This is a genomic window from Microcoleus sp. D3_18_C2, assembly GCF_036702395.1.
Classification (GTDB): domain Bacteria; phylum Cyanobacteriota; class Cyanobacteriia; order Cyanobacteriales; family Microcoleaceae; genus Microcoleus.
The window spans coordinates 132484-159046 of sequence record NZ_JAUBTG010000007.1 but is presented as its reverse complement, the minus strand read 5'-3'; the positions used below and the strand labels follow the sequence as shown (position 1 = coordinate 159046).

Genomic DNA, 26563 nt, shown 5'->3' with positions numbered 1-26563 from the left:
GGCGTCCCGCCCGTCATGAGTGGACGGGCGGGACGCCCATCCCACAATCTTGTGGAAGTTATTTAATTCTCATTCCTTAACCCAAGCGTATTGGGTAATGATTGGGAGCTCGCTTTAATTAAACATAAAATCCGATCGCTTTTAGAGTCCCGACAACTAGGCGCGAAGTTGAGGTTCTCCGTATTCTGTTTTTATATGTGGTATTACTTAGCAAATCCGGCTTAATACCCGGTCGGTTATCTTAGTGCGTAAGAGCCGGGATGAGAGTATGTGTAGCAGCCATTTAAATCACCACGTTATCTAAAACGCTTGGAAAACCCTATTTAGTAGGACGCCAAACATATGGGAAAAATTATTAGTGCGTTTTGGATGCTCCTGTTTCATTCTTTACAGTAAAATTACATAATTTTTGGTTCAGGGTCTTGTCAGTGAATTCACTTAAATGTTATCTTATCAGCATACAACCACTGTCAGACTGCCGAATCTACTTTTCAATCAAACGAGACTGGTCTCTAAACCGAGCCGGATTATTCTATATCCGTGTTTAGAAACAAGTAAAAAAACTTTACTTAACTCAAGATGAATCCCATGTTAAAACTGAGTGCTTTATTCCCAATCCATTGCAATGACCGAGCCATCAGCCACGTATTTTTTTCAGTGTGCAAACAATGGCAAAACCCTGAGCTGAAGGCTCGCATGGTTGTCCCGAGTTGCGATAGCTCCTGTCGCTACTCAAATATAGTTGAAGCAATTCCGTCATTGCTGAAAAAACTGTATTACAGCAGCCATAGTGCTCCCAAAATTAAGGCAGAGAAGCGTTTTCTCAAAGATATCAAAAATTTTGATGTTGCCTACTTGTGGCCCGGTCTCTCAGTAGATACTGTAAAGAGCGTTAACAAGCAGAGTAAGCCGATTTTTTTGGAGCGAGTTAATACTTGTCAAAGGCAAGCTAAGAGTATCCTTGACGATGCTTACTCTCGCTTGGAATTGCAACCTCAACACACAATTACCCCAGAAACAATTAAGAACGAAGAGCAAAAACTCAAGCTAGTTGACTTCCTGTTTTGTCCCAGTCCGGCAGTAGTAAAATCGTTTCAAGACGCCGGAGTTCCTGAAGAAAAACTGCTGTTAACCACTGAAGGTTGGTCGCCAGAGCGTTTCCCCAATTATCAATTCCAAAAACCGCCTTCAGAGGAAGTTAACGTCCTTTTCCTAGGCTTTGCCTGCGTCCGCAAAGGGGTTCACCTACTGTTGCAGGCTTGGGAGCGAGCTGGGATTAAGGGAAAGCTGACTATTTTTGGCAGACTCGAACCGGCGATCGCTCAAACTTGCAGCCATTTGCTGGAACGTTCTGATGTAGTTCACTTTGATTATGCTTTGGACTACAGTTCTGCCTATCGCCAAGCTGACTTTTTTGCCTTACCCAGTCTCGAGGAAGGTAGCCCACTCGTCATCTATGAAGCGATGGGTCATGGTTTGCCTATTCTGGCTTCACCGATGGGAGGAGGCGGTGTTGTGCGTGATGGCATTGACGGCATAATTCTTCCTCCCTACGATACTGACGCCTGGGTGGAGGGACTGCGCCAACTATCTAATTCTCCTGATTTGCGCGCTAAAATGGGAGCCGCCGCCCGCCAGCGAGCTTTGGAGTTGACTTGGCCACAAGTTGCTGCTAGGCGCGGAGAGCAGATTCGGCAAAAAATGCAGGCAAAATAAAAACTAAATAGGAAAGGACTGACCAAAAAAATGGGATGCAAGCCCCTTCTTCTGTGGCCGGCTTTTCTTGATTTCTGATATACTCCTTCAAAACTTCTTTCTTACGCACCTCCAGCAGAAACAGCAAAATAACTAGGACTCCATAATGCTTCTTTGTGGGGTTTTTTGTGTCTAGCCTGCCCGTACCGACGGCTTAAAGGTTGAGTCGAATTTAGGTGATAGGTGGAATGAATCGGCTAATGAGCAGTGCGTTGAGCTAAGATTGCACCCAGCCATAGAAAAGGGGTAAAACTTTTGACTATGACATAAAATTATTTTGCAATAGGTCTAATGTAAATTGTGTAGCCTGTCTTTGATTTTTGTGCGAGTCAACAATGCAGACTCACAGCGTTCCCAGTAAATTTTAGCAACGCGATCGCCCTGATTCTGACGCCAACACTCTTCAAAAAGCCGCGCCGCTTCAAAGAACTTCCCTTCCGAGTAAAGTGCCCTAGCTTCTGCAAACAATTCCAGCGTAGCTAACTTCGCCTGTTTAATTTCTGGTGAATCTGCATCAAACACCTCATAAATCGTCACAGCTTCAGATTTTCCCTTGACTTTTACCGTATCGAGAGTGCGGATTGCGTACTGGGAAGGATTTTTCAGGCGCCCATAAGTGGGCTGCGTAATTAACAGCGCCACCCCATAATTTTTTGTCAAACTTTCCACACGAGAAGCTAAATTCACCGCATCGCTGATGACCGTCCCGTCCATGCGATTTGGTCCTCCCACAGTTCCCAGCATCAAAGAACCCGTATTAATCCCAATCCCAATCTGAATCGTCGCACAGCCAGCGTTAGCGCAGTATTCATTGTATTCAGCGAGGCGGTGCAGCATAGCAATTCCCGCTTTCACCGCATTATCCGCCTCGCCGCTAAACAGCGCCATAATCGCATCGCCAATATATTTGTCGATAAACCCGTGATTTTCATTAATGACTGGTTCCATGCGAGAAAGATAAGAATTTATAAATTTGAAATTATCCTCCGGCGTCATAGTTTCCGAAAGCGTGGTGAAGTCGCGAATGTCGGAAAACAACACCGACATTTCTAACTGCACTTGGTCGCCCAATTCCACATCAATAATGCTTGATTTCTCTAAAAACTGGAGGAATTGATTGGGAACGAAGCGCTCATAAGCTTTGTTGAGTAGAAACAGTTCAGCGGTAAATCTGATTCGCTCTGTTTCCGCTTTTTTGCGATCCGTGATATCTTGAAAGGCTACAATTGCATAAGAAATATTGTCCTTTTCATCATAGATGGGAGTACCCCAAGCCTCAATCGGAATAATCTTGTTGCCTTGGTGGATTTCCATATCCTCAGCGGTGGCACTTTCGCCCCTCAACGCCCGCACAATCGGCAATTCAGCAGAGGAATATTCCCGATCTGTACCAGCTTTATACACTTGATAAACCTCGGATATTTGTTCGCTGGTGACGTTAGGAATAACTCCTTTACCTAATAATTGAATAGCAACACGATTATTATAGTAAGGTTTGCCAGAAGCATCCAGCACTGACACCCCGACTGGAATTGCTTCTAAAAATTGAGTCAGCCTGTTTTCACTTTCGCGGATTTCTGTATAGAGTTGAGAATTTTGAATCGAGATAGCCGCTTGTCCCGATAACAGTTTTAATAGTTCGACTCTTTCAGGGGTAAAAGCTCCGGCTGTTAGGTTATTTTCTAGGTAAACAATACTAATAATTTGAGATTGGTTAATCAGCGGCACGCATAAAATTGATTTGGGCTGATTTTTTCGGATGTAGGGGTCGTTGGTAAATTGTCCCTCTCGGACAGCATCATCAAGTACCACGCTTTCTTGAGTACGACTCACATAATTGACAATTGCGGAGGAAAGTTCTTGACAGGTTTCAACGGGGATTGACTGCAACACGGTGACGAGTTCGGAGTTTATGGATCCTTCAGCTTCAACTAATAGCTTTGCCTGGTTTGATAAAATGAGATATCCTCTTTGCGCCCCCGCATTCTCAATCAAAATTTTCATCAAGTTAGACAGTAGTTTATCCAGCAAAATTTCACCTGAAATTGCGGTTGCTGCTTTCATTACTGTGGTTATATCTAAGTTAGTAGCCAAACCAGTGGTCGTAACTTTTGCGCTAGCTTTAGTGTTTTTTGTTCCCACCTGAATAGGTTTTAATAAGGGGGAGTATCGCCTTTCTAAATCTTTTATTTTAGCAGTAGATCCCCATTGGATATAACAATAATACGCCTCAATCATGTAGAGTTGAGCCAATTTTTCTTTATCCCATTCTAGGTAAAATTTGGCTGCGAGTTCGTTGGCAAGGGCTTCTTCGTTGAGAAATTGATTTTCTTTAGCGAGGGAGATGGCGCGATCGTACATTTCAATCGCCTCAGCTTTATTACCCAACACCCGTTGCCGTTCTGCCTCAACTAAATACCATTTATGCAGATAATTCATCGGAGCATTTTGCGCCCACTCTTCGAGGGTGGTTCGATCAATTTCTACTAAGCCAAGAATTTCTGTTTGCTCAATTGCTGGCTGTGTGGGGAAGAGTGCCAAGTGTGTCAGAGCTGCATAGAAATGGAAAATGGGAACAAGAACTAATCCCGATACTGCCATTAAATACTGTTTGGCTTGAGCAATGTAATCGATCGCAGCCGTGTAATTGCCATAGCAGTAAGCAAGCAGCAGTTTGTAGATGTAGGCAGTAGCGATCGCCGTGAATTCATTAACCTCATGGTGTTTAGGAATCATCACCGTTTCATCGTAGGCAGAGCCGATTAAGCAATCCGACAGAATCCCGTCTTCCCTCAAGTTCAACACCATCTGCTGCGTCATATCTAAATAAACCTGAGCAGAATATTGCTTTACCTGCGCCATGACAGCACTGTAAGCTGCTATTTCGGGTTCCCAGGTATCCAGTTCTACCCCACTGAAAAAGTTGGTATGAAAGTAAAAACCTAGGTTGTTGCCAGCGTGTAGAAAATCGCCAGTTTCTATGCTAGCCGTATAGCCCTCTTTCAGCGTTGATATCGCTGCTCTCATAGCTTCCTGATGATGCTGAATCATGGCCCCAAACAGAACTAAAATGACGGGCTTGAATTCCTGAATATTAAAGTGTTCGAGCAATGAGAGTGCTAATTTGCCAAAGGCATAGCCAGTTTCTACTTGTTTCAAAAAACTACACAACACTATACCGTGAATTCCATACCCCTCGCTTGATGCCGGTGCATTTCCAAAAGAGAGCGATAAACTCACCATTGTCGAGCTAAGCAGTGGTAGTAATTCTGGCAGTCCCTGGTAAATGGGTGAAATTAACATTCCTAACAGTTGCATAGTTGCCTGAGTATGAAGATCGGTCATCACAGGCAGGTTAATCAATTCTTCTACCCTTCTTCCCTGGAGTTGACTGGCAAGGGTTTGTAGAGCTTTGTTAATCAAAGCTTCGTCAGGTTCGGGAGGCAGTTCAACTCCTAATTGCAAGAGTGCATCTCTACCCACTGCGATCGCCTCCAACATCTTGCCCTGGGCTGCATGAGTAGCGATTTGAATTTCGTAAATTTTAATTTTGTCTAAAATCGTCTTAGCTTCTTGCAATACCAATGCTGCCATCTGTTCCATACCCTCAAAGTCAGCATTCAAATAGGCAGCTTCGGTAGCAGCAACATAGAGATTCAGGGTCAATTCATACTGAAGAAGCCAGCAGTTGGCTGTTAGTAGATCAATCCCTGTTTGCAGATAGACCATTGCGGCTGCGTAGGCGGTAGAATTTCTGGCCTTACCTCCCGCTTCTAAGTTGAGTAGGGCTAAGGCTTCTCGTTCGCTTAATTGATTGATTAACTCAATTCCTTGATTTAAATGCCCCACAATATCAAAGAGTTTTTCTTCTCTTTCTATGTCCGAATATTTGTGTAGGAGTAACTGTCCAATTTTGAGATGAGTAGCTTTTTTTTTGTTTTCGGGTATTAGGGAATAAGCTGCTTGCTGGACGCGATCGTGCAGGAACTTATAAATTGGGTTAGCCACAGACTCAGTAGGGGATTGAGCATCTGTTTGAAGGAAGTTATAGCCTTCTTTGATCAGTATAATAAGTCCTTCTTGCAAGGCTTTCCAGAGTGCTGATTCCGTTTCTTCGGGTAATTCTTCGCTGACTATTGCCAATGTCTCTAAATCAAACTGTGCCCCAATGCAAGCCGCCAACTTGAGAACATTCTGAGTTTCTTTCGGCAACTTCTGCAATTGCGCCGCCATAAACTCCACCACATCCGAGGCGTGGGTAAGTCTAGCTTGAGCAATATCGCACTGCCACCCCCCTTTACTTCCCCCCTTAGTAAGGGGGGACACAGGGGGGTCAAAGATAATTTGACCATCTTCATACAGCGACTTGAGGAATTGAGTCGAGAAAAAGGGATTACCTTGGGTTTTTTGATAAACCAATTCTGTCAAGGGCCCGGCAAAAGATAAATCGCAAATCAGCGTATCTGCTACCAACTGATTGAGATCTGCTAAACTCAACGGTTGCAGGGTAATCGTATTCACCACTGCCCCAGACTTCACAATCTCATCCACTGTCAACATAAACGGATGAGTCGGTGATACCTCATTATCCCGATAAGCACCCAATACTAACAGATGGCCCGTATCTTCCATCAACAGTTGTAATAACTTCAAAGATGCGGAATCTGCCCACTGCAAATCGTCCAAAAATATCACTAATGGATGTTCGGCGGTGGTAAATACTTGCACAAATTTCTGCATCAGCAGATTGAAGCGATTTTGGGCGGCACTCCCGGACAATTCTAGTGCAGGACTTTGAGCGCCAATGATGTGTTCTAATTCAGGAATTACGTCAATCAAGACTTGCCCACTCTCGCCTACTGCGGTGAGAATCATGGTTTTCCATCTGTGTAACTGAGCGTCACTTTCTGATAATAATTGCCCCATCAATTCCCGAAATGCTTGCACAAATGCACTAAAGGGAATATTTCGTTGAAATTGGTCGTATTTGCCTTTGATAAAATAGCCACGCTGTCGGGCGATCGGCTTGTGAACTTCGTTCACTACTGCGGTTTTACCAATCCCAGAAAATCCAGCTACTAGCATCATTTCACTGCCGGATAAATGCGATCCCCCCCCGCCCTGGGCGGGCACGGGGGCACCGCCCCTACTAAGGGAGTCACATGAAGCCCCATTTATTAAGGGGGGCTGGGGCGATCGTCTTGATGCAATCCGTTCAAAAGCAGCTAATAGATTATCAACTTCACTTTCCCGGCCGTATAACTTTTCGGGTATCAGGAAACGGTCTGTAATATCTCGCTTTCCCAAGTCAAATTCTTCTATGCTATCGGTTTGTTGTAATTGAAGCAGACACATTTCTAAATCATGCTTTAGCCCCCCGGCTGTTTGATAGCGGTTTTCTGCGTTCTTCGCCATCAGTTTACTGACAAGTTGAGACACAATTAGGGGAATTTTTGGCTCTATTTCGTGCGGAGGAACTGGCTGTCTAGCAATGTGGCAGTGAACAAGTTCTAAAGTATCTTCAGTCTCGAAAGGTAGTTTTCCTGTCAACAATTCGTAGAAGGTGACACCGAGGGAGTAAAAGTCAGTACGGTAATCGAGAGTGCGATTCATTCTCCCCGTTTGTTCTGGTGAAATATACGCTAATGTGCCTTCTAAAATGTTGGGGTTTTTCAGGGTGGGCGTTTCTCGCGTTAGCTGAGTGGATATGCCAAAATCAATAATTTTTAATTGTTCTGTTTCCGGGTTGTAAACAATATTTGAGGGATTAATATCTTTGTGGATGATGTTGGCGCTGTGAATTTGCCCTAAAATTTCAGTTGTGGCGATCGCAATTTGTAAAAATTCTTCAAGAGTAAAGGATCGCTGCTGCATCCAAATTGTCAAGGATTCCCCGCCAAAGTCCTCAACAAACATCACGAGGCTATTTTGGTATTTTTGCAAGTCATAGACTCGCACGACTCCCGCCTCTTTCAACTCTTGGGTGATGCGGTATTCGGTGCGGTAGCGCACCAATTCTTGAGGTGTGGGGTAGCTTTCTTTGAGGAGTTTGAGGATAATTGGCTCTTTATCTGCTTCCCGAATGGCCCGGTAAACCAGAGAGTTGGCGCTTTCATAGAGAAGTGTCTGGACGGCAACGCCTGGAATCGAGAGCATATTGGTTTTTTTTGCTAAAAATTAAAGCTAACTCAAAACGCACCAGCTTTCTGTATACAATAGCGCGTTAGAAACGAAAAATTTTTGTTTTTGTAACAAATGTTTAGTTTTTCCGGTAGCACCCTGCAAATACTTTGTGGTAGCCCCGATCGCGATCGCCTAGTTTGTAGAGTGTCTCAACAGTCGATCGCACTTTTGGTGTAATTTTCAGGTATAGCAACCGCTTAATGTAAATTGTGTAGCCTGTCTTTGATTTTTGTGCGAGTCAACAATGCAGACTCACAGCGTTCCCAGTAAATTTTAGCAACGCGATCGCCCGGATTCTGACGCCAACACTCGGAAAACAGTCGCGCCGCTTCAAATAACTTCCCTTCCGAGTAAAGTGCCCTAGCTTCTGCAAACAATTCCAGCGTAGCTAACTTCGCCTGTTTAATTTCTGGTGAATCTGCATCAAACACCTCATAAATCGTCACAGCTTCAGATTTTCCCTTGACTTTTACCGTATCGAGAGTGCGGATTGCGTACTGGGAAGGATTTTTCAGGCGCCCATAAGTGGGCTGCGTAATTAACAGCGACACCCCATAATTTTTTGTCAAACTTTCCACACGAGAAGCTAAATTCACCGCATCGCTGATGACCGTCCCGTCCATGCGATTTGGTCCTCCCACAGTTCCCAGCATCAAAGAACCCGTATTAATCCCAATCCCAATCTGAATCGGCGCATAGCCCGAATTAGCGCGGTTTTGAGTGTATTCAGCGAGACGGTGCAGCATAGCAATTCCCGCTTTCACCGCATTATCCGCCTCGCCACTAAACAGCGCCATAATCGCATCGCCAATATATTTGTCGATAAACCCGTGATTTTCATTAATGACTGGTTCCATGCGAGAAAGATAAGAATTTATAAATTTGAAATTATCCTCCGGCGTCATAGTTTCCGAAAGCGTGGTGAAGTCGCGAATGTCGGAAAACAACACCGACATTTCTAACTGCACTTGGTCGCCCAATTCCACATCAATAATGCTTGATTTCTTTAAAAACTGGAGGAATTGATGGGGAATAAATCGCTCATAAGCTTTGTTGAGTTGAGCCAGCCTGCTTTCATTTTCGCGTACTTCTGTATAAAGCTTAGAATTTTGAATCGAGATAGCTGCTTGTCCAGATAATACTTTTAATAGTTCCACTCTTTCAGGGGTAAAAGCTCCCGCTGTCAGATTATTTTCTAAGTAAACAATACTAATGATTTGAGATTGGTTAATCAGTGGCACACATAAAATTGATTTGGGCTGATGCTTTCGGATGTGGGCGTCGTTGGTAAATTGTCCCGATCGCGCAGCATCATCTAGTACCACGCTTTCTTGAGTGCGACTCACATAATTGACAATTGCGGAAGAAAGTTCTTGACAGGTTTCAACGGGGATTGACTGCAACACAGTGACGAGTTCGTCATTGATGGTTCCTTCAGCTTCAATGAACAGTTGTCCCTGGCTTAACAAAATTAGATAGCCTCGTTGCGCCCCTGCATTTTCCATCAAAATTTTCATCAAGCTAGACAGTAGCTTATCTAGCATAATTTCTCCAGAAATCGCCTGAGAAGCCTTCATGACTGCGGCAATATCTAGGTGATTTCCCGAACCAGTCGTTGTCATTGCTACGGTAGTTTGAGTGTTTTTCCTTCCCGGTTGAGTTACCGCGAATAAGTGAGGATATCGCGTTTCTAAATCCGTTACCTTAGCAGTGGCTCCCCATTCAACATAACAATAATACGCCTCAAATATGTAGGCTTGAGCAACTTTTGTTTTGCCCCATTCCGAGTAGAATTTGGCTGCTAGTTCGTTGGCCAGGGCTTCGTCATTAACATATTTGTTTTCTTTGGCTCCCGAAATTGCGCGATCGTACATTTCAATCGCCTCAGCTTTATTGCCCAAAACTCGATAGCGTTCTGCTTCCACTAAATACCATTTATGCAGATAATTCATCGGAGCATTTTGCGCCCACTGTTGCAGCGTGCTTTGATGGGTTTCCACTAAGCCAAGAATTTCAGTTTGCTCAATTGCTGGCTGTGTGGGAAAAAGTGCCAGGTGCGTCAGGGCAGCATAAAAATGAAAAATGGGAACAAAAGCCGATCCAGATACTCCCATCAAATACTGTTTGACTTGGGAAATATGGTCTAGGGCAGCCGTATAATTGCCATAGCAGTAAGCAAGCAGCAGTTTGAAGATGCAGGCACAGGCGATCGCCGTAAATTCATTATCCTGATAGTGCTTGGGAATCATCACCGTTTCATCGTAGGCAGAGCCTATTAACAAATCCGGCCGAGTATGGGTGTCCCTCAAGTTTTGCACCGTCTGCTGAATCATATCCAAATAAATCTGAGCAGAATATTGTTTCAACTGCGCCATGACAGCCCTGTAACCTGCTATTTCTTGTTCCCAAGTGTCTAGTTCTACACCAGCGAATAAATGAGTATAAAAGCAAATATATATGTTGTAGCCAGCATCTACAAAGTCGCCGGTTTCCATACCAAACCTATAGCCCTCTTTCAGCGTCGGTATCGTTGCCAAAAGAGATTCTTGGCGATGCTGAATCCAGCCACCAAACAAAAGTAGAACTGTGGACTTTAATTCGGGTACATTCAACCTATCCAGCAATGAAAGTGCCAATTGCCCAAAGCCATAGCCCGTTTCCACCTCTTGTAAAAAGGCACAGAAAACCATCCCGTGCATCGCATAACCCACCGTCGATGGGGGCGCATTTCCAAAGGAGAGTGATAAACTCACCATCGTGGAGCTCAGCAGGGGCAGCAAACCGGGCATTCCCTGGAAAATGGGTGGAAACAACATACCAGACAATTGCATAGCTGCCTGAGTCTGTGGATTTGTCATCACAGGTAGATCAACCAATTCCTCAATCTTTCTGCCGCCGAGGAGAGCCGCAAGGGCTTGTAGCGCTTTGCCAATCTTGGCTTCATCAGGTTCGGCAGGGAGTTCAATCCCCAATTGTAAGAGTGCCTCTCTTGCTACTGCGATCGTTTCTAACACCTTGCTCTGAGCTGTCTGAGCGGCAATTTTAATTTCGTAAATTTTAACTCGATCTAAAATTGTTTGAGCTTCTTGCAAAACCAGTGCTGCCATCTGTTCCATACCATCAAAGTCACCATTCAAATAGGCAATTTCAGCAGCAGCAACATAAAGATTTAGCGCCAATTCATATTGACTTTGCCAGCAGTTTGCTGTCAGTAACTCAATTCCCGTTTGTAGATAGATATTAGCCGCAGCGTAGGCGGTAGAATTTCTAGCTTTACGTCCAGCTTCTAAGTTGAGTAGGGCTAAGGCTGAGCGTTCACTTAATTGATTGATTAACTCAATTCCTTGATTTAAATGCCCCACAATATCAAATATTTTTTCTTCGATTTCTATCTCAGAAGAACTTTGTAGCACTAACTGTCCTATTTTCAGATGAGTGGCTTGTTTTTGCTCGTCGGGAATCAATGAATAAGCCGCTTGCTGGACGCGATCGTGCAGAAACTTATAAGTGGGATTAGCAACAGACTGATTTGGGGATTGAGCATCTGCTTGAATGAAGTTATAGCCTTCTGAAAGCACTAAAATGAGTCCTTCTTGCAAGGCTTTCCACAGCGTTGATTCCGTTTGTTCTGGTAATTCTTCGCTGACTATTGCCAATGTCTCTAAATCAAACTGCGCCCCAATGCAAGCCGCCAGTTTGAGGGCATCCTGAGTTTCGGCAGGCAACTTTTGCAATTGCGCCGCCATAAACTCCACCACATCCGAGGCGTCGGCAAATTTAACTTGATTAATATCGCACTGCCACCCCCCTTGTACCCCCCTCTGTCCCCCCTTGGTAAGGGGGGATGAAAGGGGGGTGGGGGATTGAGGAGGGTTAAAAATAATTTGACCATCTTCATGCAACGCTTTGAGGAATTGAGTCGAGAAAAATGGATTTCCTTGAGTTTTTTGATAAACCAATTCTGTCAGGGGCCCGGCTAAAGATAAATCGCAAATCAGCGTATCTGCTACCAACTGATTTAGATCTGCTAAACTCAACGGTTGCAGGGTAATCGTATTCACCACTGCCCCAGACTTCACAATCTCATCCACAGTCAACATAAACGGATGAGCCGGTGATACCTCATTATCCCGATAAGCACCCAATACTAACAGATGGCCCGTATCTTCCATCAACAGTTGTAATAACTTCAAAGATGCGGAATCTGCCCACTGCAAATCGTCCAGAAACATCACTAAGGGATGTTCGGCGGTGGTAAATACTTGCACAAATTTCTGCATCAGCAGATTGAAGCGATTTTGGGCGGCACTCCCGGACAATTCTAGTGCAGGAGGTTGAGCGCCAATGATGTGTTCTAATTCAGGAATTACGTCAATCAAGACTTGCCCACTCTCGCCTACTGCGGTGAGAATCATGGTTTTCCATCTGTGTAACTGAGCGTCACTTTCTGATAATAATTGCCCCATCAATTCCCGAAATGCTTGCACAAATGCACTAAAGGGAATATTGCGTTGAAATTGGTCGTATTTGCCTTTGATAAAATAGCCACGCTGTCGGGCGATCGGCTTGTGAACTTCATTAACTACTGCGGTTTTACCAATCCCAGAAAAGCCAGCTACTAGCATCATTTCGGCACTAGCATTACGAACTCTTTCAAAGGCTTTTAATAAATTATCAACTTCAGTTTCTCTGCCGTATAACTTTTCGGGAATCAGGAAATGGTCTGTAAGATCCAGCGTTCCCAAGTCAAATTCTTCTATGCTATCGGTTTCTTGTAATTGAACCAGACAGATTTCTAAGTCCTGCTTAAGACCCAATGCAGTTTGATAGCGATTTTCCGCATTTTTTGCCATCAGCTTGCTGACAATTTGCGAGAGAATTAGGGGAATTTGTGGATCGATTTCGTGCGGGGAAACTGGTTGTCTGGCAATGTGGCAGTGAACTAGCTCTAAAGCGTCTTCTGTTTCAAAAGGGAGTTTTCCTGTCAGCAATTCGTAGAAGGTGACACCGAGTGAGTAAAAGTCAGTGCGGTAATCGATAGAGCGATTCATCCTACCAGTTTGTTCCGGCGAGATGTAAGCGAGGGTTCCTTCTAAAATGTTGGGGTTTTTCAGGGTTGGCATTTCTCGCGTTAGCTGAGTGGAAATGCCAAAGTCGATAATTTTGAGCTGTCCGGTCGCTGGATTGAATACTATATTAGAAGGGTTAATATCTTTGTGTATAATATTGGTGCTGTGAATTTGCCCTAAAGTTTCAGTGGCAGCGATCGCAATTTGCAGAAATTCCTTGAGGCTAAACTTTCGCTGCTGCATCCATATTTTCAAGGATTCCCCGCCAAAGTCCTCCACAAAAATCACCAGGCTGTTTTGGTATTTTTGCAAGTCATAAACTTGCACGACTCCCGCCTCTTTCAGCTCTCTGGTGATGCGGTATTCGGTGCGGTAGCGTAGCAATTCTTGAGGTGTCGGGTAGCTCTCTTTGAGAAGTTTGAGGATGAGCGGTTGGCGATCCGCTTCCCGAAGGGCCCGGTAAACCAGAGAGTTAGCACTTTCGTAAAGCAGCTTCTGGACGGCAATGCCTGGAATGGAGAGCATATTTATTTTTCTTGTAATAATTAACGCGAAGTCAAAACACACCGGGTTCGTTGTATCGAGAATAGCGCTTTAGAAAGGAACAAATTATGTTTTTATAACACACTCTTAGTTTTTCGGCAGCGAAGTGGCTTTCAGGTTGTCTGGCATAGTAAGGGTAAGGAGTTATCATGCGACGTACCTAAGCCTTGTTAATTCTCAACTCCATGAATTGTCACCGTTTCGGTTATCCAAACATCGTTAAAAATTGTCCCACCCCCAGCGCTAAGCAAAATTTTGAATGTATATATTGTCACAGGCAGTTTGTTTAAAACCCCAGACATCAAAGGATTTCAGAAGAAACAAAAAATTGAGCGATCGGCTTTTATTAGAAAAAATATCTTGAGTGGCGATTGTCAAATTCACGAGGGTGTCCCCCCGCTGGTTCCAATACTTGTTTTTCAACAATTAGCATGAGTCCCCCGGAAAGTTCAAGTAAAGTCAAAAAAACCAGGCAAGCTAACGATCCAATGTGATGAAATGTAGTCGTTTTTAGGAAATAAGGGGAACAAGCACTGGAAAGAGCGGGCCAATTGATGCCTTAAGCAAAGAAATTCTAGGGGTGTATATAGGAAGTCGAGTTGAAATGGGTGCTAAAGGTTTTTGGGATTCCCTCCCAGTAGTGGACAGACAATGTGCCGTCTATTATACAGATTTTTGGGCAGGCTCAAAAAAAAATCCCCAGCGACACAAATCTCTGGGGGAAGATACTGGCAAAACTTCTGATATGGAAAGATTCAATAACACCCTTCAGCAAAGGATATCTCGTTTGGCAAGAAAGACTTTGTTTTCATCTATCTATAAAGATATCCAATCATGTGAGTATCTTCTGGTATTTTATCCATGATTACAAAGTTTCTTTACCCCTAAAAATGTTTAGGATTTTTCGTTGGTATGCAGGACTAAGCTGTTCGGCATTTAAAGGGCTTGCGTAAGGTGCGTCAGCATCTAAGGTTTTCCGTTTCAGCGTAAGGGTTCTAGCTGACGCACCCTACTAGCCTCGTTACTGGTTTAAATGCTCCACAGCTTACCAGACTTTGTTCTCATGATTTTGGAGAGTCATTGATCTACTTCCGCTTACCCTTCCCGGCTACAAACTCCCGCAGCCGAAGTAAACTAGCAGTTTGCCCCAAATTCAGAGGCAGCAGCGAAACTCCTTCCAACCGAGACTGCACCCAACCATCGCCCCAATACCACTCGTGAAATCCGTCAATTCCCTGACTCAATAACAGCCGCAGACAATTGTGCTCAACAATATCAACGTGATGCTGAACTGCCACGGGGCCTAGCCAACTTGTAAAGGTCAAACCTTGAGCAAATTCTTCTGGCAAACCGCTAGACAACTGCTGCGGCCACAGCCACTGCTGCAATTGACTCGGACGCAACAAGCTGTCTCTAATCGCTGTTTCGGAAGCTTCAAGCTCAATCCGCAGGTTGCTTTGTTGAAAATTACCGAGCATAAGAATTTTAGATATAACTGCAAGTAACTTTAATGTAACTTATTGGAATGCTTCTAAGTAAAATGTTGCACCATTCGGGTAAAGTAGGGGCGGGTTCACCAACCATCTCTAACTCTCACCAACAATTAAAATAAACCCGCCCCACCCCACTAAAAACCCCCAATTGACATTGGTGCAACATCTCAGTTCTCACCGAGTATCCCGATCGAACATCATATCAAGTCCGGTTGATTAACCGCGATCGGCGAGGTCGGGGCGGGTTTACGAGATTATTAGTTTTAGGCACTGATGGTTGGCGAACCCGCCCCTACAGTGGTTTGACGGAGGGTGCAAAATGTTCGATCGCACATCACCGTCCATCCACCTTCATCTACACTGAAAGATTTAAGATATTCGATCGCACCTACTGCCGGAAACCCGATTTTCGTATCGAACTGTTAAGCTCTGTTTCATTTCATTGAAATCTCCCCTGCTTCACGCCACCGCATCCCAAGTCCGTGATACCATCACACCTGAGTAATGCCTATAGAAAAAAACTGGAGAGAAAAGCTTTGACACTAAGGGTTGCAGTAGTAGGTTCAGGCCCTGCGGGTTCTTCCGCCGCCGAAACATTGGTAAAAGCAGGCATCGAAACATACCTATTCGAGCGTAAATTAGACAACGCCAAACCCTGCGGTGGGGCGATTCCCCTGTGCATGGTCAGCGAATTTGACTTGCCGCAAAGTATTATTGACCGCCAAGTCAGAAAAATGAAAATGATCTCCCCCTCCAACGTCGAGGTGGACATCAATATTGAAAACGCCCACGAATACATCGGTATGTGCCGCCGCGAAGTGCTCGATGGCTTCATGCGCGATCGCGCCGCTTCCTTGGGTGCAAAACTAATTAACGGCACCGTTCACAAATTAGAAATTCCCGGCAATAATACAGACCCCTATACTCTCCACTATGCCGACCACTCCGACGGCAGTGCAATGGGAATTCAGAAAACTCTGAAGGTGGATTTGGTAATCGGGGCTGACGGCGCCAACTCCCGCGTAGCAAAGGCGATCGACGCTGGCGACTACAATTATGCGATCGCCTTCCAAGAGCGCATCCGCCTGCCGGAAGATAAAATGGCTTACTACCACGACTTAGCCGAAATGTACGTCGGCGATGACGTATCTACCGACTTCTACGCTTGGGTGTTCCCCAAATACGACCACGTAGCCGTCGGCACCGGCACGATGAAAGTCAATCAAGCCAGTATCAAAAAGCTGCAAGCAGGCATCCGCGCCCGCGCTGCCAAAAAACTGATGGGCGGTGAGATTATTAAAGTGGAAGCTCACCCCATCCCGGAACATCCGCGTCCCCGCCGGGTTGTCGGCCGAGTTGCTCTCGTAGGCGATGCTGCAGGTTACGTTACCAAGTCTTCTGGCGAAGGTATCTATTTTGCCGCCAAGTCTGGCCGGATGTGCGCCGAAACTATTGTGGAGATTTCCAATAAAGGCGCGCGCATTCCGACTGAAGAGGAAATTAAGATTTACCTGAAGCGGTGGGATAAAGCCTACGGCATTACTTACAAAGTTCTTGACATTTTGCAGCGCGTGTTCTACCGTTCCGACGCTACCCGCGAAGCTTTTGTGGAAATGTGTGCCGATCGCGATGTGCAGAAACTCACATTCGATAGTTACTTGTATAAAACAGTGGTACCCGCTAATCCTTTCGTGCAGATGAAGATTACCGCGAAAACCATTGGTAGTCTGTTGCGCGGGAATGCTTTAGCGCCTTAATTCCCTGCGGATAAACGCACTTTGTATAAAAAAGCGGGCAGTCACAAAACTGCTCGCTTTTTTTTCGATCTAAGATAATGAACTGTCAAAATTCACAGGCGAGACGCCGGTGCCACGTGTGCTAAGGAAGAGGGAGAAGAAGAATTGTTAGTTCAAGTTCAACTGCACTAAGGTATCGGGGGCGAGGAAGTGGGAAATGTGATAAGCCCGCTCTTCTGTTTTTAGCAGGATTTTTTCGTAGAGGTAGCGCGTAGCTCGATCGCCCAAACTTTCTGCTTGCCCTGCTTGACGGCGCAGCAAACCGAGGATAGCTTGCTCCGCAATTAAATCGTGTTCTAGCATTTGGCGGCAGGAATATACGCCGTCGGCTTCCGGCTCAAAACAGCACAACTCAGCTAGCTTGCTAAAGCTAGCTGCTGGTATGCCGCCCAACCCGTTTAACCGTTCGCCCAACTCGTGGACGCTATCTTGAGCTTCTCCGTAGCTTTCTTCAAAGAATTTGTGCAAGGAGTAGAATTCTGCCCCTTCCACCACAAAATGATGTTTTTGATATTGCAGGTATAGAGCCTGAAAACTGGCCAGCAGCGCGTTCATTCCTTCACAAATCGGTGCTGTGACTGAATGTTCCAGTAGAACTGGGTTTTCGGCTATGTGGCCAAACGGTCTTAATGCACTCTGAGTCTCAGTCATGTGTGTTCTCCTCTCAATAGGCAGTTTTGTTGCCAATAGAGTCAGTCTAGCACCGTAAATTTACCAGTCAAGCAGAGTCTGCCTCAATAGTAGAAGATTTTATAGAGTAGGAATTTTTTTTTGTAAACCTATTGAGAATTATTAGCAGTTGGGTTATGCTTGAACAAGATCCTCGTTCTGAACGCTTCCTGAAAAGGGGGCGAACCTTCTGAAGGCAGAAGGCAGAAGGCAAAAGGCAGAATTTTTCAGGAAGGGCTTTTGATAATCCTTGATGTTCTGCTGAAATCTGGCTTTTAACTTCTACCCGCTACCAGTCAGGGTAAAAATTAATGCAAATTATTACTGTTGTTAAAAAATGAATCCAGCAGATCCAGAATTAGAAGTTTGTGACATTGTGCAAGTTAGTTGGCTAGATAGGTGGCAAGTTTACAAACGCTTGCAAGAACTAGAAATTCCCTGCTGGTGTGCGGTTGACCAACCTTTGCGGGCAAAAGTCAACACTGTTAAACAAGCGGCTCAGTTAATGAGCGTGTTGAGGCAAGTCAGTGCCCCTCGGTGCGAACTGGTGCAGTGGCTGGAATGCTGCTGGCAAATTGGGTAAAGGTAGAAGGAAGTTCGGCAACGAGCAGTGTAGAAGATGTAACGGATGTAACGGATTTAAAGGAGTTATAACAATGTATAAGTCTGGCAAGCAAGTTTCCGAATTCAACTTAGAGGGAGAAATCCTCGGCCTGATTATTGAAGATGGCTGTAAACTTAAATATTTGCGAATTAGCAACGATCGCGGAGTAGAATATCTTGTTAAACTTTGCAAGGAATTGCGGTCATTTCTGTCGCCTATTTTGACACCGGGGTTGAGAGTTCAAGTTGTAGGTGAGAAAGAACTCAATTTGAAAAACGGTAAAATAAAACTTAAAGCTCGTAGCCTCAAGCTGGCTCAAGGTCAAAATGATCGATCGCACGAACACCTTGACTCCACCAATGTACCTATTGGGTTATTGACATCGGACGATCGCGCGATCGGCAAAACCCAAGTAACCTCTCCCACAGCAGCTCAAACTGTAAAAGCTCCGGCAAAAACCCAAACCAAAATATTAGTATGTCAAAAATCAGACTGCCAGAAGCGGGGCGCTGGAGGAGTCTGTAAAGCTTTAGAAAATGCTTTGAATGCGCGCGGTTTAGAAGACAAAGTGACAGTACAGGGAACCGGATGTCTCAAACAGTGTAAAGCCGGCCCAAATATAGTGGTGATGCCGGACAAAACTCGCTACAGCCGCATTGCACCGGCAGAAGTTCCAGCAATTATTGACAAACATTGTGCAGTTGTTAAAGCTTAGGGATCGCCCGGATGCCGAAACAGTGCGTTAGAGATCGGGAAAAATTATTTTGATAGGACTCTGGGCGAAAAACTTACAGGCGCATCTTACGCCTGAATGTGAGTTCTGGTTGTAGTTCGATCGCGCCACTCGATTCAGAGGTTATTGTCCGAAAAAACCGGAAAAATGCCAAAACTATCACTTAGGGGCTTCCTTCTGTAGAATCTCTAAGGATAGACTGTATCTGAGACCCTGTGAGTATTGGGATAAAAAGCCATGTCAGAAGCTGATCTTCGAGCCCATCAGCACCAACCGCACCCTGCTGTTCCATCCGATACCGAACCATTGCATTCAGATTTTGCTGCTACTGGGGGTTTTGAGCCGATCGCCCCCGATGAGACAGACACTCCCGCAACCGTTCCCCAACAGCCAGAAGAAGACTGGCAAACAGTAGATTTTCCCAACGCCATCAGCGTAGATGCAATTCCCACAAAACCGGAAACAAAAAATTCGCAATCTCCGACACAGCCGACTGAGGCGGGCTCGCCCCCGATTTCAGACAATCTAAAAAATATGCTTGGGAATGCCGAACAGGCCAAGGGCAAAGGATCGACCCCAGTCACCCTTATGCAAGCGCTGCACGAATGCAACCGCGACCTTTTACAGCGCATCGCCCAGCTAGAAACAGCTCTCGAAGAGTCCCAAAAAACCTTGCAGAATCGCGAAACTTTGCTAGAACAGCGGACTGCAGAACTCGAAAATGCTCAAGAACAATTGACGCGGCTGTTTGGCAAAGTGGAAGTTTCCCATCAAACCCTCCAAAGTCAAGAAATTTTAGTCGAAAGTTTAAGAAATCAGTTGGCAACCAGCCAAGTCAGGCTAGCGACTGTTGAGCGAGAATGTGCGTCTACTGTGCAGCGCTACAACGAACAGTTACACCAGTTAGTAGCCACAGAAAATATTTGCAGGGAATTGCGAGCCCGCTTGCAGCGCCAGCAGCGCCACACTCTGCAATTCAAAGCTGCCTTGGAAAGAAGTTTGGACAGGCCGCAGGTAAAGTCGCCGAGGATCGAGCAGCCTGACAATAATCTGGACACCGCCAGCGCACAATTAGAATCATTGCTCGCGGCGGTCAAAAGCTCTCAGATGCCGGTGCCGCCAGCCTTCAACGCTTCCCCTGTCCAACCTTGGTCGGAACCAGAAGAGCATCCAGAGGTAGCCACTGCTGTTGAGGCGATCGAGCCTGAAGCCCCAGCCAATTTGGAACTCAACAAATTAGCCGAAGTATCCGGCATTCAATTGCACAAGAGCGAAACCTACCAACCTGATGAGCCGGCACCTGAGTTGGCCGAACCGGTTGCGGAACCTGAACTACCGATGGCTGAGTCTGAACCGGAAACTGCTACCAAAGAGGAGGCTCAAGAATTGGCTAGGGCTTTTCAAATTTTGAACTCTGTTGAAACCTTTGGCATTCAAGAAGTGCGATCGAGTGTGGCAAAACCTACAGCAGTCGCCCAACCAGACTGGCTGAGCTTGATTGCCAGTCCGCTGCGGGCTTCTAAAAAACGTCGATCGCTAGCTGAAATTGAATTGCCGAGTTTTCGATAGCGAACTGAAGTTGCTAGTTTTGAGTTAAAAGTCAAAACTCAACACTCTTTTCTCCCCTTTCCCATGCCATAGGTGAGAGCATAGCTGGTAGCCAACAGCCACAGCCAAACACCCGGATACCGGGGTTCCAACCAAGGTTGTACCCTGCGGGCGAAACTGGGAAGCCATCCGAATAGCAAACTGGCCAAAGCCAGCAGAGTAAAATTCAAGTAACTTCCCAGCCAGCGCCAAATATCCCCCAAGGTGACAAAATCTAAAATCCACAAAAGGAGAGAAGGGTTTTTTCCGGCTGCTTCGATCGCCAGTCGATTGAAAGTTAGCCAGTCGGTTCTATCTTTAATAAAAGTTTCGGCGACGGCGAGTTTTTGTGCTGCCAAAATACCGAAAAAGGTATTGAGCATTGAATTAATTCTTTGGGGTGGCAAACTGCTGCCGGTAGGAACCATCATGCCTTTAGAAAATAGCCAAGTTACTGAAATATTGCTCTGGTAGGCGCGAATTTGGTTTAAGTGATTTGCCGTCAACAAATTGTGCTTTAATGCTGTATCCAACAGGTCTGTTAAGCGGAAAAGATTGCGGACAAGAGAGCCGAAGCCTGTGAAAACGAGGGGAGATTGCAAGGATGCTGCGTCGCCGATCGAGACTAGGCGATCGATCGCCACGGAGCGATCGCTGCTGTTGCTGCTAAAATGCCCAGGAATATAACCAAAGGTCGGTTTTTTCCAAACCAATTTATCGACATCGCAGCGGCGGTATTCCGGCAAAATTGCGAAAAAATCTTCGTACATTTCCAGCAAAGAACCGGGATTCTCTGGATGTACTTGGTGGTAGTGAAATAGATAAACTGTCAGTTCTGTGCCGGCGCCGGGAAACAACTCCCAAATGAGCTGGCGTCCGCGGGAAATGTCCCCGTGAGTGTGGAGTACATCCCCGTAATCGGAATCCCATATTCCCGGCTCAAATCCTCCGTCGATGACTGCTCCCACTGTCGGACAAACGCTGTCAAAAGTCCGCCCTTCGTTCAATTGCCAAGCGATGGGAGAAGCCGACCCCATTGCATCCACCAGCAGCCGTCCTAATGCAGTGCGATCGGCTTTTGTCGGCAAGTGGCGGCCCTGAACTACTACTTTTTCTGCTTCAACATCTGCTCTGATAAACTCAGTTTCGTCCCAGATTTCTCCACCAGCTTCTGTTAGCTTAACTCCCGCTAAATTCAGCAATTTCTCTCCGTCCAAAGCTACATTGAGTACCTTTGGTGTGTGCAGAACAGGCGCTTTAGCCACGAACGGATTGTTAGCATCAAAAAACTTGTTGTAGCCATCTTTGTATTCTCTGGCAATCAAAGTTTCGATTTCTGCAGCAGTAAATAAACCCAAATCAATTAAGCTTTGAATTTCGTCCCGCGAAATATTCCACTCGCGATTCATCCGCCCGAAAGGCATTCGCTCAACTAGCAGCACCCGGTAGCCCAATCTCGCCATGACTGCGGCGTGAATCACTCCCAAGGCCCCGCCAATATAAATTAAGTCGTAAAAAGTATCGCCAGAATCAGACACCGAAACTGTACTTTTTACCTTCTTCTTAACATCGGTTACATCCGTTAAATCCGTTACAGAATCCGTTGCCGAACCCTCTTCCTTCAAAAACACTACTTGTTTTGGCGTTTGAGGATTGCGAGTGCCTTCGCGCCAACGCTGTTCCCACCAGTAGACGCGCTTGAGGTCATATTCGCCATTAGGCATTTTTTGGAAGTATTTGACGGTCAAGGGGTAATAGGGGGCAAGAGCCTCAAAAATTGACTGCTTGGAGAGGTCTATGACAGGGGGTTCCCGGTAGCGATCGGGAAACTTGTTTCTTACAGCAAGATTCAGAGCTTCCAGGAACTTTTTTTCTCCCGCAGGCGCCTCTTCTAGACGAAAGACTTTTAAATAAGTGGTGCGTTGCAGTGACCAGACAAAGGTGGAAAGTTCTGTCGATCGCCAATTTTGGTTTCCTGAATTGGTGTCAGCCAAGGCGGGTTTTGGATTGGCATTTTGAGTTCCAGACTTCTGAACCTCGGCTGTTGTGGCTGGTGAAAGCAGGCGAAAGCCGTCAGCAGTAATAATTTTTTCTCCCATTCCGGGATCGAATTCGTGCTGCAACCAAGTGCAGACTGCTGCTGTATCCGGTGTCGGAACTTCTAGATAAAGAATTTCTTGCATGATTAGGCTCTCAATTCTGAATAAATTAATAAAGATGGGGGAGTTGACAAGGGAGCAAAGTAGGCTATACTCCCGAATACTTATTTAGTTTTAAATAAGTTTACAGTGTTCTCAGATTTTTAGCTGATTCGCCGGAAGCCCCACAGCGGCTGAACATCTACTCCCTTCGGTATGCACTCCTATGAATTATCCCATTCCTACGAATCCTCAAGAAATGATTGCTTTGCGGCAGCAGCCGCTGAATGAAGAATTGGTGGCGTCGGCGATCGCGGGTGTGATTCAAATAGCTCGATCGCGATCTCAGTCTTTGGATGAATTGAAGGCTGAGGTACTAGCCGACGACAATCTGCTCGATTTTGCTCAGAGGCTATGGCTGAGCGACATTGTGGCTCAAGCTTGGAACAATTTGCCTGATTACTAGACTGCTGCTAAAAGATCTACTTCATTAGAGGTGAACTTAAAATGGTACAAACAAGATTAAAATCCTTAACTTTAGAAGAGTTTCTCCAACTACCCGAAACCAAACCGGCCAGCGAATACATTGATAATCAAATTATTCAGAAGCCAATGCCACAAGGGAAACACAGTGCGACTCAATGTGAACTAATTATTTTCATTAACACTATATTAAAACCAAAAAAAGTTGCACGAGCATTTCCTGAACTCCGGTGTACCTTTGGCGGAAGGTCAACAGTGCCTGATGTTTCAGTATTTGTCTGGAACAGAATTCCCGCCGATGATAACGGCGAAATTGCTAATGTCTTTCCCATAGCTCCTGATTGGACAATTGAGATTTTGTCGCCTGACCAAAGTCAAACTAAAGTTACTAAAAATATTCTGCACTGCTTAAATCATCAAACTCAAATGGGCTGGCTGATCGATCCCGACGAACAATGCGTTTTTGTTTATGTTCCCCAGCAACAGACAGCAGTATTTGATGAACCCGAAATGCTGCTACCTGTGCCGTCCTTCGCTAGCGAACTGCGGTTGAGTGTCGGAGAATTATTTGGCTGGCTGCTGAAATAATCTTCGGAAGAATGTCCTATTTTTAATATTTTTTACTTTTCCCTAGTGACAACAGTCAACAGTCAACAGTCAACAGTCAACGGACTAACGCAACTCAACTTCTCGCTTGACTTCTGTCAAAACTCGATCGCCTCGCATCAACCGGTATTCGGCCCGCCAAACTCCCGGAATCAGAGGAGAATTTGTACTGTTTCTTTTGCCGACATAACCCAACCAAGTACGGCTGGGGGCTTTAATTTCATTGGTCTGATCGGCGATGGTTGTGCCGTTGGGTGCAAATAATTTGTATTGTTCCCGATCGCCCTTGAGCACTCCGTAACTTTGCACCCAAAACAACAAAGCTGGACTGTTTACAGGGAGTTGAGTCTCTGAAAATTGTCCTTCCCAGACAGCGTTAATATCGGGTGGCTTATTGGCAAAACCAGCCCGAATTAAACCTGTGGAAATATAGTCTAGAGGCTTGTCCCAAATTGGATTGCGGGCGATGTTGCAGCCTACCTTCGCGTCGGGTCCGACAAAGGGATCTACGGCTTTGCCTTGATAGCGATAAGTTACGTGTACGTGGGGGAAAGATGCCATCCCAGAGTTTCCCACCATGCCCAAAACAGTGCCTTTTTCTACCTGCGTACCCGGTTTGACGGCAACGCTGCCTTGGCGGAGGTGGCAGTATTGGGCTTCCCAACCACCGCCGTGGTCAATTACCATGCCGTTGCCGCATTCTGTGCCTGCGAGATTGGCTTTTTCTGTATCGTTTTGTAAACGCCGATCGACCACACCATCTCGTGCTCGCAAAACTTTGCCTGCTGCGGAGGCAATAACTGGAACTCCTTTTGCCATTGCTTTGGCGTCGGGAATGGCAAAATCTGTGCCGTCGTGGCCGTCGTAGGTTTGGCGCCCGCAGCCAAAATCGACGGCGGTGGGGCCGGGTTCTCGATCGAAATACAGCAATACAAAACAGTCTTTGCCGAGGGTACAGTCGATCGGCTGACCGAATTGCGGGTTGTTGGGCTTTTGGGCGACTGCGGAAGAAACGAGACGCTGGGCGATCGTGTTGGCTTCGGCGATCGGGGCACTTACTCCGCTGTTAGTAGCACAGCTAGAAAGACTTGTCAACCCCAAGGTCAACAAAATTGCAGAAATGTATTTTGTGGAGAGTATAGTCATTCGCCGATTGGATGTAAAAGCTGAGGTGGGTAGTGAAAAATCAATTAATCATTCAGAATAGAGTTGCTCAAGAATCTAGACGATGGGTAAGGCGTTTTCGTTTCCTATCTTTGTTGTATTATTTTGAGTTAGAAATTTTAAAATTTTAATTAGTTCAAGAATGGGTTCTAAAATTCGATCGCTCATTTCGATAATTCGGCTGGCCGGGCTTGCGGTTGCGGCTTTGGCGATGTGGGGATTTGCCACTATTGCCGAAGAGGTGTTGGAAAAAGAAAGTTACGCTTTCGATACCTCTATTTTACTCGCTCTGAGGCAATTGCACACTCCCTTGCGCGATCAAATAATGCTGGGATTTACCTTTTTGGGCGAACCGAATTTGCTGCTAGTGATTTGTCTGACGTTGGGTATTATTTTGCTAGCGCGCAATCACCGATCTGAATCTGCAACTATTGCGCTCGCGGGTGGTGGAGCCATCGGTTTAAATTTACTATTAAAAAAACTTTTTGCCCGCGATCGACCTCAACTTTGGGAGCGTGTTGTTAATGTCACATTTTACAGTTTTCCTAGCGGTCATGCAATGATTTCAATGGTTATTTACGGTTTGCTAGGATATTTTTTGGGTGTACGATTTCCCAAGCAGCGCTGGTCGATTTACAGTTTGACAGTTGTCTTAATTGCTGCTATTGGTTTGAGCCGGCTTTACCTAGGAGTTCATTGGCCTACCGATGTTATTGCTGGTTATACTGCTGGTTTGGTGTGGCTAATTACCTGTATTATCACTTTGGAAATATGGAAGGACTTGCGTTCTTTTACTAGGGCTTCTAAAGAGGAGTTTTTGTCACAGGAAAAAAATCAAGAATAATTTGAAATTTTCTACTCAAAACTGACTATTTGCTTCTGGGTAAAACACATGGCAATTCCTTTTTCGTAGTAAGCAGCCTCGTTAATGAAAATGGGATATACGGTTGATTTACCTTCATACAAGACCGACTTACCATCAAAGGTCAAAAACATCGGTTCGCCGGGATTTAGGGCTTGATAATCTCTGGATTGCAGATGAGGATGAATCATTGCCTGAATTTCTCTGTTCTCGTTTCTGGGATAGTCGATCGCCCCAATGGTGTGATAAATAGTCAGGGGATTCTTGACCGCAGGCACTGTGCCTTGATTGTAGGCTTCTACGCAGTCTAATATCGTACCGACAACTTGCTCAGTTTCCTGAAATAAAGACGCATCTAATACGCTTTGTGGCACTGCACCAACTTCCAGCGTCCCGCCTAATTCCGAAAGCGATCGCAGCACAGGACTATCATGATTCTTGGTTGTAGAAGTGAGTACCTTGATGCGGGGATACACAGAGGTTAAATAAGCTGCTAGTTGCAGGTTAAATGGATGATGGCTGGCGAGAATAAATGTTAGCCCCATGTTGGATGTGGTGCTGTGCAAATCGATAATTACGTTGGGATGATGTGTGTTTTTTGAGCTAAAAATGCCGTAGATTTCTTTCGCCCGCTGGGCTTCATAGCTGGAGAGATGGGGATTTTCTAAATCTTGCTTTCTAAAGCAGCGGTTGAGGTCGATATCGATGTAGCGTGTCCCGATTTCGCAAGCTTTGGGATTGGCTAGCAGGGTGATAGTTTCAAAAGTCGATCGCCCCATTAACTCTGGCGCGCGATCGAATTTCTTCACGAGGTAAATTCCTGTGAGTTCGTTTCCGTGGGTTCCTCCCACTATGGCAACACGTTTAATTTGATTCAT

15 protein-coding genes and 2 pseudogenes are annotated in these 26563 nt (G+C 45.5%); 9 read left to right on the top strand and 8 right to left on the bottom strand.

Going from position 1 to position 26563, the window contains the following annotated elements; genetic code table 11:
• Positions 1 to 588 precede the first annotated feature (588 nt).
• Positions 589 to 1716 (top strand): glycosyltransferase family 4 protein, encoded by a 1128-nt coding sequence (locus tag QUA88_RS07565; protein WP_333271070.1) that lies wholly within the window; start codon positions 589 to 591, stop codon positions 1714 to 1716.
• Positions 1717 to 1771: 55 nt separating this feature from the next.
• Here QUA88_RS07565 and QUA88_RS07560 read toward each other — a convergent pair.
• The 3 genes and pseudogenes from QUA88_RS07560 to QUA88_RS07550 form a co-directional block, all read right to left on the bottom strand.
• Positions 1772 to 1910, bottom strand: a pseudogene (locus QUA88_RS07560) (transposase); the annotation flags it as partial.
• 133 nt (positions 1911 to 2043) lie between these two features.
• Entirely contained in the window at positions 2044 to 7911 is a 5868-nt protein-coding gene (locus QUA88_RS07555) for a protein kinase domain-containing protein (protein WP_333271067.1), read from the bottom strand.
• A 224-nt stretch (positions 7912 to 8135) separates the two neighbouring features.
• Positions 8136 to 13532 carry an AAA family ATPase gene (locus QUA88_RS07550; protein ID WP_333271065.1) on the bottom strand — a complete coding sequence of 1799 codons (5397 nt, stop codon included), beginning with the start codon at positions 13530 to 13532 and terminating at the stop codon, positions 8136 to 8138.
• Between the two features lie 203 nt (positions 13533 to 13735).
• On the opposite strand from QUA88_RS07550, the pseudogene QUA88_RS07545 reads away from it, so the two are divergent.
• Positions 13736 to 14431 (top strand): annotated as a pseudogene (locus QUA88_RS07545) (IS1 family transposase); the annotation flags it as partial.
• A 204-nt stretch (positions 14432 to 14635) separates the two neighbouring features.
• On the opposite strand, the gene QUA88_RS07540 reads toward QUA88_RS07545, so the two are convergent.
• Positions 14636 to 15028, bottom strand: coding sequence for a hypothetical protein (locus QUA88_RS07540; protein WP_333057711.1), 393 nt, complete (start codon positions 15026 to 15028; stop codon positions 14636 to 14638).
• A gap of 551 nt (positions 15029 to 15579) precedes the next feature.
• On the opposite strand from QUA88_RS07540, the gene chlP reads away from it, so the two are divergent.
• On the top strand, positions 15580 to 16800 hold the full coding sequence (chlP, locus tag QUA88_RS07535) for a geranylgeranyl reductase (protein WP_333057710.1): 1221 nt from the start codon (positions 15580 to 15582) through the stop codon (positions 16798 to 16800).
• Between the two features lie 147 nt (positions 16801 to 16947).
• Here the strand turns inward: chlP and QUA88_RS07530 are convergent, their stop codons facing one another.
• A complete protein-coding gene (locus tag QUA88_RS07530) occupies positions 16948 to 17490 on the bottom strand; it encodes a Dps family protein (protein ID WP_333208277.1) in 543 nt (180 codons plus the stop codon).
• A gap of 355 nt (positions 17491 to 17845) precedes the next feature.
• On the opposite strand from QUA88_RS07530, the gene QUA88_RS07525 reads away from it, so the two are divergent.
• The 3 genes from QUA88_RS07525 to QUA88_RS07515 all read left to right on the top strand — a co-directional run bounded on the left by QUA88_RS07525 (position 17846) and on the right by QUA88_RS07515 (position 20414).
• A complete protein-coding gene (locus tag QUA88_RS07525; protein WP_333156175.1) occupies positions 17846 to 18091 on the top strand; it encodes an Asr1405/Asl0597 family protein in 246 nt (81 codons plus the stop codon).
• Positions 18092 to 18164: 73 nt separating this feature from the next.
• On the top strand, positions 18165 to 18827 hold the full coding sequence (locus QUA88_RS07520) for a (2Fe-2S) ferredoxin domain-containing protein (RefSeq protein ID WP_333271061.1): 663 nt from the start codon (positions 18165 to 18167) through the stop codon (positions 18825 to 18827).
• Between the two features lie 255 nt (positions 18828 to 19082).
• Positions 19083 to 20414 (top strand): hypothetical protein, encoded by a 1332-nt coding sequence (locus tag QUA88_RS07515; protein WP_333208275.1) that lies wholly within the window; start codon positions 19083 to 19085, stop codon positions 20412 to 20414.
• A 38-nt stretch (positions 20415 to 20452) separates the two neighbouring features.
• On the opposite strand, the gene QUA88_RS07510 is transcribed toward QUA88_RS07515, so the two are convergent.
• The gene (locus QUA88_RS07510) at positions 20453 to 22615 is read right to left on the bottom strand and encodes a flavin-dependent dehydrogenase (RefSeq protein ID WP_333057705.1); all 2163 of its coding nucleotides are present in this window, start codon (positions 22613 to 22615) and stop codon (positions 20453 to 20455) included.
• A 181-nt stretch (positions 22616 to 22796) separates the two neighbouring features.
• Here QUA88_RS07510 and QUA88_RS07505 point away from each other — a divergent pair, with 181 nt between their 5' ends.
• Together QUA88_RS07505 and QUA88_RS07500 are read left to right on the top strand one after the other, a co-directional pair.
• The gene (locus tag QUA88_RS07505) at positions 22797 to 23036 is read left to right on the top strand and encodes a hypothetical protein (protein WP_333057703.1); all 240 of its coding nucleotides are present in this window, start codon (positions 22797 to 22799) and stop codon (positions 23034 to 23036) included.
• Positions 23037 to 23077: 41 nt separating this feature from the next.
• The gene (locus QUA88_RS07500; protein ID WP_333057701.1) at positions 23078 to 23641 is read left to right on the top strand and encodes a Uma2 family endonuclease; all 564 of its coding nucleotides are present in this window, start codon (positions 23078 to 23080) and stop codon (positions 23639 to 23641) included.
• 84 nt (positions 23642 to 23725) lie between these two features.
• On the opposite strand, the gene QUA88_RS07495 is transcribed toward QUA88_RS07500, so the two are convergent.
• Positions 23726 to 24805: a M23 family metallopeptidase gene (locus QUA88_RS07495; RefSeq protein WP_333057699.1), complete on the bottom strand. Its 1080-nt coding sequence runs from the start codon at positions 24803 to 24805 to the stop codon at positions 23726 to 23728.
• A gap of 160 nt (positions 24806 to 24965) precedes the next feature.
• On the opposite strand from QUA88_RS07495, the gene QUA88_RS07490 reads away from it, so the two are divergent.
• On the top strand, positions 24966 to 25667 hold the full coding sequence (locus QUA88_RS07490; protein ID WP_333271057.1) for a phosphatase PAP2 family protein: 702 nt from the start codon (positions 24966 to 24968) through the stop codon (positions 25665 to 25667).
• Positions 25668 to 25678: 11 nt separating this feature from the next.
• Here QUA88_RS07490 and QUA88_RS07485 read toward each other — a convergent pair whose 3' ends face one another.
• On the bottom strand, positions 25679 to 26563 hold the full coding sequence (locus tag QUA88_RS07485; RefSeq protein WP_333057695.1) for an aspartoacylase: 885 nt from the start codon (positions 26561 to 26563) through the stop codon (positions 25679 to 25681).